Source organism: Bacillus sp. IT-79MI2, from assembly GCF_949768135.1.
In the GTDB taxonomy this organism is placed as follows: Bacteria; Bacillota; Bacilli; order Bacillales; family Bacillaceae_G; genus Bacillus_A; species Bacillus_A pseudomycoides.
Genome location: NZ_CATKPV010000053.1, coordinates 17,873 through 34,434 on the forward strand (window position 1 = coordinate 17,873; position 16,562 = coordinate 34,434).

The following is a 16,562-nucleotide window of genomic DNA, read 5'->3' on the forward strand; positions in this document are numbered from 1 at the left end:
TAGATGGACAGAAAGGAGAATTGACTCATGAAAAAAATTAAAAGGAATAGTAAAGTTCGTGACTTTCATCAAGCAAAATGGAATGAACCAATTATTTTTGAACTTCACCAGCAAGGAGAAAGAGGAGTAGAGGTTCCATTAGTTGATCAAACGATTGTGAAGGAAGTTGGAGATGGGGTTTCGCAGATTCCTAATTCTATGTATAGAAAAGAAAGACCGAAACTTCCAGAAATCGGTCAGGCGCGTGTGTTAAGGCATTATGTGAGACTTTCGCAAGAGACGTTAGGGTCAGATTTTAACGTTGAAATTGGGCAAGGTACTTGTACAATGAAATATATTCCTAAAATTAATGAATTGTTAGTACGAAATCCTAAAATAATGGAACTGCATCCTCTTCAAGATATAAGCACTGTTCAAGGGATGTTAGAAATCATATACAAATTGGATCTTTGCATGAGAGAAATCTCTGGTATGGATCATTTTTCATTCCAACCGAGTGGCGGTACGCAAGCATTATTTGCTATGGCTTCTATCGTAAGAAAATATCATGAATCTCGCGGAGAAGGGGAAAAACGTAATGAAATTATTACAACTATTTTTTCTCATCCTTCACAAGCGGCTACAGCAGCTGTTAAAGGCTTTAAAATCATTACGCTTCATCCCGATAAAGATGGATTCCCTGACATAGAAAAATTAAAGGCAGTTGTTTCAGAGCGGACAGCGGGATTTGTTGTTGCAAATCCTGAAGATACAGGGATTTTTAATTCGAAAATTAAAGAATTTACAAAGGTCGTACATGAAGCTGGTGGGATTTGTTACTATGATCAGGCAAATGCCAATGGTCTCCTTGGAATTACTAGAGCGAAAGAAGCAGGATTTGATATGTGTTTTTTTAACCTTCACAAAACATTTGCTGCTCCGCATATGTGTGGTGGGCCAGCGACGGGTGCACTTGGAGTGAGAAAAGAGCTAAAAGAATATTTACCTGGGCCAATTGTGGAATGCGATGAAGGAAAATATTATTTAAACAATGACCTGAAACATTCCATTGGAAAAGTGCGCGCTTTTCATGGGGTAGCACAAACAATTCTCAGGTCTTATGCATGGATTCGTGCCCTTGGTCCAGAAGGATTAAAAGAAGTGGCGAAAACAGCTGTATTAAATAACAATTATATGTATCACAAAGTACAAAAGATTCGTGGTGCAAGTGCTCCATATGTAAAAGGACAGCGCCTTGAGCAAGTTCGCTATAGCTGGGAAGAGATGAAAAATGAAACAGGTATTACAACAGAGGATGTCCAAAGAAGAATGACGGATTTCGGCTTGCACTATTGGACGAGTCACCATCCATATATCGTACCCCAGCCGTTCACGCTTGAACCGACTGAGAGCTATTCTAAGACTGACTTAGATGAGTATATAGCAGCCCTTGAACAAATTTCTAAGGAAGCCTATGAAAATCCCAAAGTCATTCAAAACGCTCCACAAAATAGTACGATTCACAAATTAGATGAACAGGATTTTCTCGATAATCCGAAAAAATGGTGTATTACATGGAGAGCGTATCAGAAGAAGGTGCAGTTACTAGAATTGATTTGAATGAAATGGGAAGGCAATCAGAATTGTTTTTGATTGCCTTTCGTTCTATAACATAGTAATTCTATTATTGTGGGTTTAATAGTCTGAATATTCAGAGCAGGAAAGAGAGGACATTGTATATTTTGAAACGAATCACTTGATTTTGCATAGAGTGAATCGGTTATTTTTTAGGAAAGTTGCAAAGAGAGAGGTGAGATGATGGATAATTTAGAGACAAAATCAAATATTGGAACACCATCTACTATAGATGGGAAGTTGAATCGTGGCTTAAGGCCACGACATATATCTATGATTGCAATTGGTGGTGCAATTGGTACGGGGTTATTTGTTGCAAGCGGTGCTACGATTAGTCAAGCGGGACCGGGAGGAGCATTTGTTGCGTACCTTGCTATCGGATGTATGGTTTATTTTTTGATGACAAGTCTTGGTGAAATGGCAACATATCTTCCAACGTCAGGTTCATTTGAAACATATGGAACTCGGTTTGTTGATCCAGCATTTGGATTTACACTTGGTTGGAATTATTGGCTAAGCTGGGCTACAACCATTCCAGCTGAGTTGGCAGCAGGTGCCTTGGTTATGAAATACTGGTTACCAGAATCCTCGGATGTTCTATGGGGGATGCTTTTTTTGACACTTATATTTTTATTAAATGTACTATCTGTTAGAGGGTATGGTGAATCGGAATTTTGGTTTGCTGGTATTAAGGTCGTTACAATTATTCTATTTTTAGTGATTGGTATTTTCATGATACTTGGTATATTCTTTAGCCCGGCAGTAGGGTTTCATAATCTTACGATAGGTGAGGCTCCCTTCAAAGGAGGATTTTTGGCTATAGTTGGTGTTTTCATGATTGCAGGTTTCTCCTTTCAAGGTACAGAAATGGTTGGTATTGCTTCTGGTGAAAGTGAGGATCCAGAGCGGAATGTTCCTCGGGCAATTCGTAGTGTTTTTTGGAGGGTGTTAATTTTTTATGTGTTGGCTATAGCCGTAATCGGGATTATTATTCCATATACAGATCCGAGTCTTCTTAAATCGGATGTGGATCATATTTCTATTAGCCCATTTACTTTAGTTTTTCAAAAAGCTGGACTTGCATTTGCGGCATCATTAATGAATGCTGTTATTTTAACCTCTGTGCTTTCAGCTTGCAATTCTTCTATGTATGCTTCTACTCGCATGCTTTGGGCTCTTGCACAAGAAGGAAAAGCGCCTAAAATTTTGCGCAAGGTAAATAGAAGAGGGGTCCCTACCTATGCTTTGTATGCTAATATTATTTTTGGATTACTTGTCTTTTTATCATCGTTCATTGGCGATGGCGTTGTTTATATATGGTTGCTTAATATGACGGGGTTAACGGGATTTTTAACATGGATTGGAATCGCAATCTGTCATTATAGATTTCGTAAAGCATACGTGGCGCAAGGGAGAGACCTAAATGAACTCAAATTTAAGGCGAAATGGTATCCCTTTGGTCCGTTGTTTACGTTAGTATTATGCATCATTGTTATTATTGGACAAGGAAGTGAAGTGGTTTCTGGAGGGGAGATTAACTGGTATGGAATGCTTGTATCGTATATTAGTGTGCCAGTGTTTCTTATTCTTTGGTTAGGTTATAAGTTTATTAAAAAGACGCAGGTTGTCCCGTTAAAAGAGTGTGACTTTAGTCGAGATGATTTGTGAAAACACACCCGCTGAACGCGGGTGTGTTTTTGTGTAGGGAAGAGAGCCATTTAACATAAATTTAAGACTCTTTCTCTTTTTTTAGTTTTCCTTTTTGCTTTGCTATTTCTCGAAGTAAATATTCGATGTGTGCGTTGACGCTGCGAAATTCATCATCCGCCCATTTTTCGATGACTGCGTGCAATTCAGGATCAATACGTAATGGAAAGCTTTTCTTTTTGGCCATAATTACATACAACCTTTAATATAGACTTCCTGTATTAATAACTGGTTGTGCACCTTTATCTGAAACGATGGCAACCAATAAGTTGTTAACCATGTTTGCTTTACGCTCATCATCTAAATCGAGTACGCCTTCTTCATCTAACATATGAATCGAATCTTTCGCCATTTTCACAGCACCTTCGACAATCTCTTTTCGTGCTGCTAGAACAGCTTTCGCTTGTTGACGCTGAAGCATCGCATGTGCAATTTCTGTTGCATAAGCCAAATGTGTTAAACGAGTTTCTAGTACTTCTACACCAGCAATATTTAAGCGCGCTTCTAATTCACGTCTTAGTTCCTCAGAGATTTCTTCGGCATTTCCACGTAGTGTGATGCAATTATCATCTTGAAAATTATCATACGGATACTTCGTTGCAACGTGGCGAATTGCTGTCTCACTTTGAATTTCGACGAATTGATCATAATGTTCAACCCCAAAAATCGCTTTTGCTGAATCGACAACTTTATAAACGACAACAGCTGCAATTTCAATCGGGTTCCCTTCTACATCATTTACCTTTAGTTTTTTACTATTAAAGTTTTCAACGCGAAGAGAAACAGTTTGACGAAGTGCGAATGGAATTGTTAAAAATAATCCATTTTGACGGATTGTTCCTAAATAGTTCCCAAAAAACGTAATCACTTTTGCTTGATTTGGTTGGACAATCCCAATACCGGTGGCAAGAATCGCAGCTAAAATTAGACAAAGTACAGCTACTACAAATATTTCTTGTACGAGGCAAAACACACCGATACCGGATAAAGCTAAAAGACCAATAATACCTAGAAAACCATTTACATAAAACACTTGTTTTTCTCTCATATAATCGCCTCCTTCTGATATAAAAATGATATCATTTTTATATCATCGAATGCAAGGGAGGAAAGTCTAATTTTCTGAAAAAAATAAAAATGATTCTTAGAAGAACGGGGAAATTAGTTTTTTAGGTGTGCGGCGCGATACATCTCAAATTAATATATAGCTACAGTTATTTATCCCGCATTATCGGGCAGTAAGACCTCCACCTCAGAATTCAGCAAAAGCAAAGAGATTAGGTGGGGGTAGTTCAATGGAATCTCTTAGGGGAAATAAAACAAAAAAGAACATTAGTTCTGTTTTGTGATAAAATAAAGAAGACTTAGCCGCCCACTGCAGCAGCTAAGTCCCTTTGAGAGCATCTTGCATTGTGACAAATGATTCAAAGCGGTTTCGCCAGGATTGCTTCTTCAATCGCTGACTCAATCTCTTTGTCAGAAGCATCATAACTTCCTTTTGATCCTGGTTTGTCAGGACTGGAAGTGTGACTTACTTCTTCTTGTTTAGCATGTCCTTTTTTATTAAAATCCATGCTAGGTATTTTAAAGGCACCCATGTTTATATATTTTCCGAATTTACATGCTTCAGTAATAGGACAGAAACGCAAGATTCCTTCTGCAATTTTCATTGCACTAAGCCACAGCAAAACCTTTGACCAAGTGCACCATGGTTTACGTGTGAGTTTAGCTGTGCTACAACTTAGTACGACCAAACCGAATGTAATTCGGATTAAAGCATTCATTATGCCGATGTTTTGCTTCATCAAAGAAAACACTCCTTCTTCATCAGCTTAGAAATAGCAAACACTATTTCAGTTGTTATTATTCCACGTAAGTTTTGCGATATGTAATCCAACATTTGACGGTGAAAAAGATGTTGGATTGGACGTGTGTATAGGTGTCTTTTTTTGTTATAATGTAAGAATGCATAAAAGGAAGTTTAAAAAGTCCGGTCAAGATAACCTTCGCATTTCTTCGTTGCTGTGCCAGTCCGGTACTCATGTAGTATAAGCTACACTCCGTATCCTCCTGGCTGCAGCGCCTTGAACTGCTCGGTTCTCTAGATTCTCCTTTTTAAACGTGTATTGTAAAAGGAAGTTTAAAAAGTCCGGTCAAGATAACCTTCGCATTTCTTCGCTGCTGTGCCAGTCCGGTACTCATGTAGTATAAGCTATACTCCGTATCCTCCTGGCTGCAGCGCCTCGAATAGCTCGGCTCTCTAGATCCTCCTTTTTGAACCAGCACATAAAGGTGAATAGACAAAAGAAAGGGTGTTTTCATGTACGATATTTCACAGTGGAAACATGTATTTAAGCTTGATCCGAATAAGGAATTAAGCGATGAACATTTAGAAATGATTTGTGAATCTGGAACAGACGCAGTGATTGTAGGCGGAAGTGACGGGGTAACAATTGATAATGTATTACACATGCTAGTAAGCATTCGTAGATATGCAGTTCCTTGTGTGTTAGAGGTTTCTGATCTTGAAGCTCTTACACCAGGGTTTGATTTTTATTACATTCCAAGTGTTTTAAACAGCCCAAAAGTGGAATGGATAACGGGAATTCATCATGAGGCATTGAAGGAATTTGGGGATATTATGAACTGGGATGAAATTTTCATGGAAGGATATTGTGTTTTAAATCCAGAAGCAAAGGTAGCTCAGCTTACAGAAGCGAAATGTGATTTAACAGAAGATGATGTGATTGCATATGCACGTATGGCAGACAAGCTTCTGAAGTTGCCGATTTTCTACTTAGAATATAGCGGTACTTACGGAGATATTGAACTCGTTAAAAACGTAAAAGCAGAATTACAACAAGCAAAGCTGTATTACGGCGGTGGAATTTCAAGTGCGAAAGAAGCAAAAGAAATGGCACAGTACGCTGATACAGTCGTTGTAGGAAATGTAATTTATGATGATATAAAAGCAGCTTTACAAACAGTAAAAGCTGTAAAAGGAGAGTAGGTGCAGGCACATATGAGTATAACTGATAAATTATTAAATGGTTTAAATCCTCAGCAACAAAAGGCAGTGCAAACAACAAACGGACCACTTCTATTAATGGCTGGTGCTGGTAGTGGTAAGACGCGTGTGCTAACACATCGCATCGCATACTTACTTGGTGAAAAAGGTGTAGCACCTTGGAATGTATTAGCAATTACTTTTACAAATAAAGCGGCTCGTGAAATGCGTGAACGTATCGATAAGCTTGTTGGCCCGGAAGCGGAAGATATTTGGATTTCTACGTTCCACTCAATGTGCGTACGTATTTTACGACGTGACATTGATCGTATCGGAATTAATCGTAACTTCACGATTTTAGATGCAAGTGATCAACTTACGGTTGTAAAAAAGATTATGAAAGAGCGTAATATTGATCCGAAAAAGTTCGATCCACGTTCTATTTTATCTGGTATTAGCAATGCAAAGAATGAATTGTTATCTGCTGATAAATATGCAAAGCAAATTTCAATTGCGGATCCATTTGAAAAATTAACAAGCGATGTATATACGGAATATCAAAAACGTCTTTTGAAAAATAACTCATTAGATTTTGATGATTTAATTATGACGACGATCCATTTATTTGAACGTGTTCCAGAAGTATTGGAATTCTATCAGCGTAAGTTCCAATATATTCATGTGGATGAGTACCAAGATACGAATAGAGCCCAATACATTCTTGTAAATAAATTAGCTGCTCGCTTTAAAAACCTTTGTGTTGTTGGTGATTCTGACCAGTCCATTTATCGTTGGCGTGGGGCGGACATTTCTAACATTTTGTCATTTGAAAAAGACTACGAAAATGCACAGGTTATCTTGTTAGAGCAAAACTACCGTTCATCACAAAATATTTTAAATGCGGCTAATGCTGTAATTGAAAAAAATTCAAATCGTAAACCGAAAAAATTATGGACAGACAATCAAATTGGAAGCAAGATTTCGTATTACCGTGCTGCAACGGAAAAGGATGAAGCATATTTTGTTGCAAAAAAAATTCGCGATGAAATTCAAATGGGAAATCGAAAATATACAGATTTTGCGGTTCTGTATCGTACAAACGCCCAGTCTCGTATGGTCGAGGAGATTTTCTTAAAGTCTAATATTCCATATAAAATTGTCGGCGGCATTAAGTTCTATGATCGTAAAGAGATTAAAGATATTTTGGCATACTTACGTTTAATTGCAAATCCAGATGATGAGATTAGCTTCGCACGTATTATTAACATGCCGAAGCGAGGAATCGGTGCCACGTCTATCGATAAAATTATTAACTACGGCGTGCAAAATGGGATTTCATTAACGGCTGTAATGGATGAAATTGAACATGTCGGAGTAAGTGCAAAAATCACAAAAGCAGTAAAAGAATTTGCAAGTCAATTACACAATTGGGTAAACATGCAAGAATACTTATCTGTTACGGAACTAGTAGAAGAAGTGATTGAGAAAACGGGTTACCGCGATATGCTAAAGAATGAACGTTCTTTAGAAGCAGAAGGACGACTTGAAAACTTAGATGAGTTTTTATCTGTTACACAGACATTTGAATCGCAAAGTGAAGATAAGAGTCTTGTTGCTTTCTTAACAGATTTGGCACTTGTTGCAGATATTGATCGCGTGGATGAGGATCCAACTGCGGGTGAAGAAGTTATTTTAATGACAATGCACTCGGCAAAGGGACTTGAATTCCCAGTTGTCTTTATTGTTGGACTAGAAGAAGGAGTGTTCCCGCATACTCGCTCTCTTATGGAAGAAGATGAAATGCAAGAGGAACGCCGTCTTGCTTATGTAGGTATTACTCGTGCGGAAGAAGAGTTATATTTATCAAATGCCCAAATGCGTACTTTATTCGGTAGAACAAATATGAATGCAGCATCTCGATTTATTTCAGAAATTCCTACGGAGTTGCTAGAACCATTAAATGAAACAGCGCCAAAGCGTGAGACATTTAGTGCAAAAGGAAGAACGGCTGGGGCAACAACAACGACAACACGTTCCCGCTCTGCATTTGTGCGTCCAACTGTGAAAACGACAGGAGGAGAGCAAATTGGCTGGGCTGTAGGTGATAAAGCGTCCCATCAAAAATGGGGTGTTGGTACAGTTGTAAGTGTGAAAGGTGAAGGAGATGCAAAAGAATTAGATATTGCATTCCCAAGCCCAATTGGCATTAAACGTTTATTAGCAAAATTTGCACCTGTAACGAAACAATAGAAAGGAGTAAGGATATGTCAAAAGAAGAGGCAAAGCAGCGTATAGAAGAACTTCGTGATATGTTGAATGCATTCAACTATCAATATCACGTATTAGACAATCCTTCTGTTTCTGATGCGGAATACGACCGCGATATGCAGGAGCTTATAAAATTAGAAGCAGAGAACCCAGAATTTTTAACAGAAGACTCTCCCACCGTTCGAGTTGGGGGAACAGTGCTTGATATATTTGAAAAGGTAACGCACAAATCGCCGATGTTAAGTTTAGGAAATGCCTTTAATGAAGGAGATTTACGTGATTTTGATCGCAGAGTACGTCAAGGAATTGATGATTCAAATGTAAGATATATATGTGAACTAAAAATTGACGGTCTTGCTGTTTCCCTTCATTATGAAAAAGGACGCTTCGTTCAAGGCGCAACACGTGGTGATGGCGTAACTGGTGAAGATATTACGCAAAATTTAAAAACAATTAAAGCGATCCCTCTTCGTTTGAAAGAAGAAGTAACATTAGAAGCGCGCGGTGAAGCATATATGCCAAAGCGTTCATTTGTAAAATTAAACGAAGAGAAAGAACAAAATGGTGAGGCAGTTTTTGCAAATCCACGTAATGCAGCAGCCGGATCACTTCGCCAGCTTGATCCAAAAATTGCTGCGAAGCGTAATTTGTCAATGTTTGTGTACGGCCTTGCTGATGTGAAAGAAAAGACGATTGCATCACATAGCGAATCATTAAACTTCTTAGGCGAGCTTGGGTTTAAAACAAATCCAAATCGCCGTACATGTGAAACAATTGAAGATGTAATCGCTTATGTAGAAGAATGGCAGGAAAAGCGCCCGAATCTTGATTATGAGATTGATGGAATCGTAATTAAAGTAGATGATGTGGCCTTGCAAGATAGTTTAGGAACAACAGCAAAGAGTCCACGCTGGGCAATTGCTTATAAGTTTCCGGCAGAAGAAGTTGTAACGAGATTAACAGGTATTGAACTGAGCGTGGGACGCACAGGGGTTGTGACACCGACGGCAGAACTAGAACCAGTTCGAGTGGCAGGAACAATTGTCCGCCGTGCATCTCTACATAACGAGGATCTAATTCGTGAAAAAGATATTCGAATTGGTGACTACGTTATTGTGAAAAAGGCTGGAGACATTATTCCAGAAGTAGTTAATGTTATTTTCGATAAACGTACTGGTGAAGAAGAAGAGTATCATATGCCAACGCATTGTCCGACTTGTGACAGTGAACTGGTTCGTTTAGAAGAAGAGGTAGCTCTGCGTTGTATTAATCCAGCATGTCCAGCGCAAATTCGTGAAGGATTGATTCATTTTGTTTCAAGAAATGCAATGAATATTGATGGGCTTGGAGAGCGTGTTATTACACAGCTCTTTGAAGCAGATTATATTCGGACATTCGCAGATTTGTATCCATTAACGCAAGAGCAATTGTTACAATTAGAGCGTTTTGGTGAGAAATCAGCATCTAAATTAGTACAAGCAATTGAAACTTCTAAGGAAAATTCGTTGGAGCGTCTATTATTTGGACTTGGTATTCGTCATGTCGGTGCAAAAGCGGCTCGCACGTTAGCTGAGCATTTTGAAACGATGGATCATCTTGTGAAAGCAACAGAAGAAGAGTTAAAAGAGATTAATGAAATTGGCGAGAAAATGGCCCAATCAATTGTAACGTACTTTGATAATGAAGACGTGTTAGAATTATTACAACAATTTAAAGAGTACGGTGTTAACATGACCTACAAAGGCATAAAACGTGCTGATTTACAAAATATTGCATCTTACTTCGCTGGAAAAACAATCGTTCTAACAGGGAAACTAGAAGTTATGGGGCGTAGCGAAGCGAAGAAAAAGATTGAAGAGCTAGGTGGAAAAGTAACAGGTAGTGTAAGTAAAAGTACTGATTTAGTCGTTGCTGGTGAAGCGGCAGGGTCAAAATTAGCACAAGCAGAGAAACATAATATTGAGGTTTGGAATGAAGAGAGGTTCTTACAAGAGCTGAATAAGTAAGAGGTGCAAACTTACCATGAAAAAAATAGCATTAGCGGTATTAAGCCTAGGTCTACTTCTAAGTGGATGTAGTACAGGTATAAAAAAAGAAGAAAAAGTTGTTGAAAAATCGGGTAAATCAAAAGAACAAGCGATTGTTCCGAAATATTCTATTTCTGATGAGTATTATAAAACGGTATTCCCGTTTGATCCAGCTTCTGCACGTGGCTTAGTTGTACAAGGATTGAATAGCCGTCTAGATATAGATGAATTTGAAACAGGATTGATGCGCATTGCAAAAGAATCGTTTAGCACAAAAAATTATTTATTCCAAGGTGGTAAATATTTAGATAAAGAAACGGTTCAAATGCTTGTAAAGAGAAAGCGTACAGATGCTGAGCAAAAAGAGTTAGAAGAGAAACTGAAAAAAGACGCAGTGAAATTCCCTAATATTGGATTGAACCCGGCGTTACAAGAAGGTTCAGAATCATTAGAGGTTCGAAATAAAAAAACACCAATGTATCTTTCTAATATTTTAGAGCACGATTATTATGTGCCAAAAGATGACAAAGAAGTTGAACTTGGTGGGGTTGTTATTGGGTTAGCAATGAATTCGATTCATTATTATACTGAGGAACATGGGTATCCACGAGAAGTTGAAATTTCAGAAAAAGAAATGCTAGAAAAAGCTAAGCCTATGGCGCAAGAAATTTTAACATTGTTGCAAAAGAAAGATCCGAAATTAAAAAATGTTCCAATTACATTTGCTATTTATCGCCAAGGTCCAAAATCAACACTTGTACCAGGAAGATTTGTCTCCTACACTCAAGTAGATAAGGGCAGTGAAAAGATAGGGGATTGGAAAGAAATTAACGAGAAATATTATTTATTTCCTTCAAAAGAGGTAGATGAAGCGCATCGTGACGATGCAGCCATTGTAAAAAACTTCACTGCAAAGCTGAGTGAGTATTTCAAAAATGATTACACAGCTGTTATTGGTACAGGATTCTATAAAGATGATCAATTAAAGGAAATGAAGCTTGAAATTCCTGTTCAATTTAACGGAAAAGCAGAAGTCATTGGGTTTACGCAATTTGTTGCTGGACAAGTTATGCAATACTTCCCGAATTATGTGAAAGTACAGGTAACAATTAAGTCTGTTGAGCGACCGGAAGCGATTATTATTCGTGAGGAAAAGCAAGATGAACCATTTGTGAAAATTTTAGATTAAGAAAAAAGTTGTTCCTTTTTGGAACGGCTTTTTTTCTTCTGTAATTTTGTTATAATTTCTAATGTTGTGAATAAAAAGGGGTAAGGAGAAAAGACATGGATGAGTTAAGTTTACAGATTATTGTATTACTTGTTGCTTTCGGTTTTTTGGCTGCATTTATTGATTCAGTTGTTGGAGGAGGAGGGCTCATTTCACTTCCAGCACTTATGTTTGTGGGCTTATCGCCTGCATCGGCAATTGCAACAAATAAGCTGGCTGCAACGATGGGGACTTTTACAAGCACTATTTATTTTATTCGTTCAGGGAAGGTTAATTTTCGTATAGTAGGAAAGTTAATCCCATTAACTATTGTGGGTGCGATAGCTGGAGCTTTAGTTGTGAAATTTATTCCACCCGATATTTTACGGCCGCTTGTACTTATTATGTTGGTATTTATTGCAATTTATATTATTGTAAAAAAAGATTGGGGAAGTGTGTCCACTTATAAAAAGATGACGAAAGGAAAAGCATTAATGTTTTTCTTTGTTATTTTAAGTTTAGGATTTTATGATGGATTTTTTGGTCCCGGGACAGGTTCATTTTTAATTTTTGCATTTTTATTAATTGGTTTGGATTTTATTCAAGCTGCTGCATCTGGAAAACTTTTGAATTTCGTTAGTAACATTGTATCTTTAATCACATTTCTATTTTTAGATGTCATTCATTTTGAATACGGTATTATTATGGGGTTATCAATGATTTTTGGGGCTTATCTAGGATCAAAGTTTGCAGTACAAAAAGGTGTTGGATATGTTCGTACTTTATTTTTATTGGTAACAATTTTGTTGATTGGGAAAAATGTTTTGGAATATGTTCATATTTTTTAGCTTCATACTTAGGTATGAAGCTCTTTTATTATTATTATATTTTAAAAATTAATTAATTTTTAAAATATAAGTCTAGGAATATTTGAATAAATCTAAATTATCGTGTAGAATAATGTTGTAAAATGTAAACGTTTTTCTAAGGGGAGGCTAAAAAGAATGGTAGTAGCATACAAGCATGAGCCATTTACAGATTTTTCAGTAGAGGCTAACAAGTTAGCGTTTGAAGAAGGTTTAAAGAAAGTAGAATCTTATCTTGGACAAGACTATCCATTAATTATCGGGGGAGAAAAGATCACTACAGACGAGAAAATCGTTTCTGTAAACCCTGCAAATAAAGAAGAAGTTGTGGGCAGTGTTTCAAAAGCAAGCCGTGAATTAGCTGAAAAAGCAATGCAAGTGGCGGATGAAACATTCCAAACTTGGAGAAAGTCAAAACCAGAAATGCGTGCAGACATTTTATTCCGTGCTGCAGCAATCGTTCGTCGTAGAAAGCATGAGTTCTCTGCTATTCTTGTAAAAGAAGCAGGTAAACCATGGAATGAGGCAGATGCGGATACAGCAGAAGCAATCGATTTTATGGAATATTATGGTCGTCAAATGTTAAAATTAAAAGACGGTATGCCAGTAGAAAGCCGTCCAATTGAATATAATCGTTTCTCTTACATTCCATTAGGAGTAGGTGTTATCATTTCTCCTTGGAACTTCCCATTCGCAATTATGGCAGGTATGACAACAGCTGCAGTAGTTTCTGGTAACACAGTATTACTAAAACCAGCTAGTACAACACCTGTAGTGGCAGCGAAATTTATGGAAGTATTAGAAGAAGCAGGCTTACCAGCAGGCGTTGTAAACTTCATCCCTGGTAGCGGATCTGAAGTTGGTGACTACTTAGTAGACCACCCTCGTACACGTTTCATTAGCTTCACTGGATCACGCGATGTAGGTATTCGTATTTACGAACGCGCAGCAAAAGTAAATCCAGGCCAAATTTGGTTAAAACGTGTTATCGCTGAAATGGGCGGTAAAGATACAATCGTTGTTGATAAAGAAGCAGATCTTGAATTAGCTGCTAAGTCTATCGTTGCATCTGCATTTGGATTCTCAGGACAAAAATGTTCTGCTTGTTCTCGTGCAGTAATCCATGAAGATGTATATGATCATGTATTAAACCGTGCTGTTGAATTAACGAAAGAATTAACTGTAGGTAACCCAGCTGAAAAAGACATGAACATGGGACCAGTTAATGACCAAGCTGCATTTGATAAAGTAATGAGCTATGTTGCAATTGGTAAAGAAGAAGGTAAAGTAGTAGCAGGTGGCGAAGGAGACGACTCTAAAGGCTGGTTCATCCAACCAACAATCGTTGCTGACGTTGCAGAAGACGCTCGTTTAATGAAAGAAGAAATCTTCGGACCAGTAGTAGCATTCTGTAAAGCGAAAGACTTTGATCATGCGCTTGCAATTGCAAATAACACAGAATACGGTTTAACAGGAGCTGTTGTTTCTAATAACCGTGAACATATCGAAAAAGCGCGTGAAGACTTCCACGTTGGTAACTTATACTTCAACCGTGGATGTACTGGTGCAATCGTAGGTTACCAACCATTTGGTGGTTTTAACATGTCTGGTACAGACTCTAAAGCTGGTGGACCTGACTATATCGCACTTCACATGCAAGGAAAAACTACTTCTGAAACTTTATAAGAAATAGGTGAAAAGGCCTTCCTGTAATAGGGAAGGCCTTTTTCATGTAAGAAAGATTCTGATTGGAAAACTGCTACCTTGCTTAAATACAATATAAAAGAGTGAAAAGAAACAAAAGCACCAGAAAAGTTGATCCATTCGTCATATTTTTCTGTATTAATTTTTTGAATTTCCTGTATAATACAATTTGAAAGAAAATCTATGGTTAGACAAGAGGACACTACTTTCGGTTTTGCTCACTGGAAGTGGTGTTTTTATATTTTTCAGAAAATAACATTGTGTTAAATTATGGTAAATGATAAAATGAAACATGAAAGATTCTGAGGAGAATAAGTAGCTTTGGAATGGTACTGTATAATATATAGTACTGAATAATAAAAGTTATATGAATAGGGATGTATGGAATTTAATTTTTAATGATTTTATTAAAAGAAATAAGACGAAGGAAGTGTTATTTTATGAAAAAGATTGTTTTTATCGCATTATCATTGTTAATTATTGGGGGCATTGGTGTTGGGGCAATGACTGTTTTTGGTGTAGCTTTTAATAAAACTGAAATTCATAAAGAAGAAACGGTGGATGGTGAAAAAATTGATGAAATTGAAGTAAAGACTTCGGCAGCAGATGTTGAAATTATTACAGGTGATTCAAAAGATATAGAAGTGTTACTGGATGGAGAGATAAGCAAAGAGCTAGTAGATAAATATAAATTTGAGGTGAAAAAAGAAAACAATAGATTAAATATTGATTTTAGTAAAAATTGGAATTCTATCGGTTGGGGAATTGGAACTACCGCAGATGTAAATTTACAAGTTAAAATTCCAAAGAAAATATATGACACTGTAAAAGTAACTACATCATCAGGAGATTTTGTTGCAAAAGAAATTGAAACAAAGGTAGCGGAGATAAATACTTCCTCTGGGGATGTATCATTCTCGCATTCTAAGATAAAAGAAAAATTAACAGCTAAAACGTCTAGCGGAAAGATTGAGACAGATAAAAGTGAAATCGAAGTAGCAAAATTGAACACAGGTAGCGGAAAAATTAGGGTAGAAAATCTACATTCTAAAGAATTAGTAGCTAAAACATCATCAGGTGATATTGAATATAATGATCGTAGTTTGCAAGGAGAGGTAGAGTGTAATACATCAAGCGGTGATGTTAAGATGCAATTTGATACACTTCCTGAATCTTTAAGAGTTGAGTTTGATGGAAGTTCAGGTAAGGCGGATGTAAATATTGCTGGTTTGCTATATGAAGAGAAATCAAAGAATCAGTTAGTTGGAGTAAAAGGCACAGGGGAAAATAAAGTGAAAGTAAAAACAAGTTCGGGAGACTTCAAGTTACGGTAACCTGTGAATAACAGTATAAAAAATCATGTCTCCGTCTGTGAGAGACATGATTTTTTGTCTTAGATGGAGTTTCTAAAACGTAAGAACTCTTCTGTACTCATGACATCTGCATATACGTCATTCAAACTTGCTAAAATTGTATTATGGATATAGACAGCAGGAATCGTAGCATTTTTAAAGATAAGATCTTTTGTTGCACATGCATCATGTACAACAGTGCAACGAAGACCGAAATCAAAAGCAGCTCTTACTGTGGCATCAATACACATATGAGTCATCATTCCGCATATAATGAGATGTTGAATGTTTAAGTCTTGTAATTGCTTTAGTAGGTTTGTTTCTCGAAAACTATTTGGATAGTGTTTGAGGATAACCGTTTCATCTTGTAATGGACGAACAATTTCATGAATGTGAACACCTTCTGTATTAGGAAGAAAAAAGGTGGCAGTTTCTTTCGTAGATACATGTTGGATATGGAAAACTGGTTGCTTAGTTTTTCGAAAGTGCCTTAGAAGTTGACTTGCATACTCGCTAGCTTCAACGGCACCACGTAGTTCCATCTTGCCATTTGGAAAATAATCATTTTGAATGTCAACGAGTAAAAGGGCTGTTTTCATATTAGTCATCGTCCTCCGTTTTCATTTCGTATTCATGTAATGTTATTCAACTGGAAAGGGATATTTTCCTTTTAGAGAGAGAATGTGAAGGAGAATTTTACATGAATTTAAAAATAATTGTTTTGTAATGAGCTACTAAGTTCCTTGCTTTCATTGAATTTTGAGATGGGAGTATTACTGCCCGCAAATAGCGGGATAAATCCAATGTTTG

Annotated in this window: 13 protein-coding genes; 9 read left to right on the plus strand and 4 right to left on the minus strand. The window is 37.2% G+C overall.

From position 1 onward, the window contains the following. Window positions 1–27 precede the first annotated feature (27 nt). Both gcvPB and ACM6HU_RS10755 read left to right on the plus strand, forming a co-directional pair. Entirely contained in the window at window positions 28–1,599 is a 1,572-nt protein-coding gene (gene gcvPB, locus ACM6HU_RS10750; RefSeq protein WP_016132500.1) for an aminomethyl-transferring glycine dehydrogenase subunit GcvPB, read from the plus strand. A gap of 198 nt (window positions 1,600–1,797) precedes the next feature. Beyond that, window positions 1,798–3,282, plus strand: a complete 1,485-nt coding sequence (locus ACM6HU_RS10755; RefSeq protein WP_016132501.1) for an amino acid permease — start codon at window positions 1,798–1,800, stop codon at window positions 3,280–3,282. A gap of 61 nt (window positions 3,283–3,343) precedes the next feature. Here the strand turns inward: ACM6HU_RS10755 and ACM6HU_RS10760 are convergent, their stop codons facing one another. From ACM6HU_RS10760 to ACM6HU_RS10770, 3 genes are all read right to left on the minus strand, one after another. Further along, a complete protein-coding gene (locus tag ACM6HU_RS10760; protein WP_016132276.1) occupies window positions 3,344–3,508 on the minus strand; it encodes a toxin-antitoxin system HicB family antitoxin in 165 nt (54 codons plus the stop codon). Between the two features lie 15 nt (window positions 3,509–3,523). After that, on the minus strand, window positions 3,524–4,369 hold the full coding sequence (locus ACM6HU_RS10765) for an SPFH domain-containing protein (RefSeq protein WP_016132502.1): 846 nt from the start codon (window positions 4,367–4,369) through the stop codon (window positions 3,524–3,526). 376 nt (window positions 4,370–4,745) lie between these two features. Next, window positions 4,746–5,126, minus strand: coding sequence for a DUF2892 domain-containing protein (locus ACM6HU_RS10770; RefSeq protein WP_016132278.1), 381 nt, complete (start codon window positions 5,124–5,126; stop codon window positions 4,746–4,748). Window positions 5,127–5,641: 515 nt separating this feature from the next. Between ACM6HU_RS10770 and ACM6HU_RS10775 the strand changes: the two genes are divergently transcribed. The 7 genes from ACM6HU_RS10775 to ACM6HU_RS10805 all read left to right on the plus strand — a co-directional run bounded on the left by ACM6HU_RS10775 (window position 5,642) and on the right by ACM6HU_RS10805 (window position 15,734). Then, complete coding sequence (locus tag ACM6HU_RS10775) at window positions 5,642–6,331, plus strand: heptaprenylglyceryl phosphate synthase (protein WP_016132279.1); 690 nt, start codon at window positions 5,642–5,644, stop codon at window positions 6,329–6,331. A gap of 12 nt (window positions 6,332–6,343) precedes the next feature. Next, entirely contained in the window at window positions 6,344–8,578 is a 2,235-nt protein-coding gene (pcrA, locus tag ACM6HU_RS10780) for a DNA helicase PcrA (protein WP_016132503.1), read from the plus strand. Between the two features lie 14 nt (window positions 8,579–8,592). Next, entirely contained in the window at window positions 8,593–10,602 is a 2,010-nt protein-coding gene (gene ligA, locus ACM6HU_RS10785; protein ID WP_016132504.1) for an NAD-dependent DNA ligase LigA, read from the plus strand. A 16-nt stretch (window positions 10,603–10,618) separates the two neighbouring features. After that, window positions 10,619–11,812: a CamS family sex pheromone protein gene (locus tag ACM6HU_RS10790; RefSeq protein WP_016132282.1), complete on the plus strand. Its 1,194-nt coding sequence runs from the start codon at window positions 10,619–10,621 to the stop codon at window positions 11,810–11,812. Between the two features lie 95 nt (window positions 11,813–11,907). Next, window positions 11,908–12,678, plus strand: coding sequence for a TSUP family transporter (locus ACM6HU_RS10795; protein WP_016132283.1), 771 nt, complete (start codon window positions 11,908–11,910; stop codon window positions 12,676–12,678). A 156-nt stretch (window positions 12,679–12,834) separates the two neighbouring features. Next, window positions 12,835–14,382, plus strand: coding sequence for an L-glutamate gamma-semialdehyde dehydrogenase (pruA, locus tag ACM6HU_RS10800; RefSeq protein ID WP_016112836.1), 1,548 nt, complete (start codon window positions 12,835–12,837; stop codon window positions 14,380–14,382). Between the two features lie 458 nt (window positions 14,383–14,840). Then, window positions 14,841–15,734: a DUF4097 family beta strand repeat-containing protein gene (locus ACM6HU_RS10805; RefSeq protein ID WP_016112837.1), complete on the plus strand. Its 894-nt coding sequence runs from the start codon at window positions 14,841–14,843 to the stop codon at window positions 15,732–15,734. A gap of 59 nt (window positions 15,735–15,793) precedes the next feature. Here ACM6HU_RS10805 and ACM6HU_RS10810 read toward each other — a convergent pair whose 3' ends face one another. Next, a complete protein-coding gene (locus ACM6HU_RS10810; protein WP_016112838.1) occupies window positions 15,794–16,351 on the minus strand; it encodes a cysteine hydrolase family protein in 558 nt (185 codons plus the stop codon). Window positions 16,352–16,562: the final 211 nt, after the last annotated feature.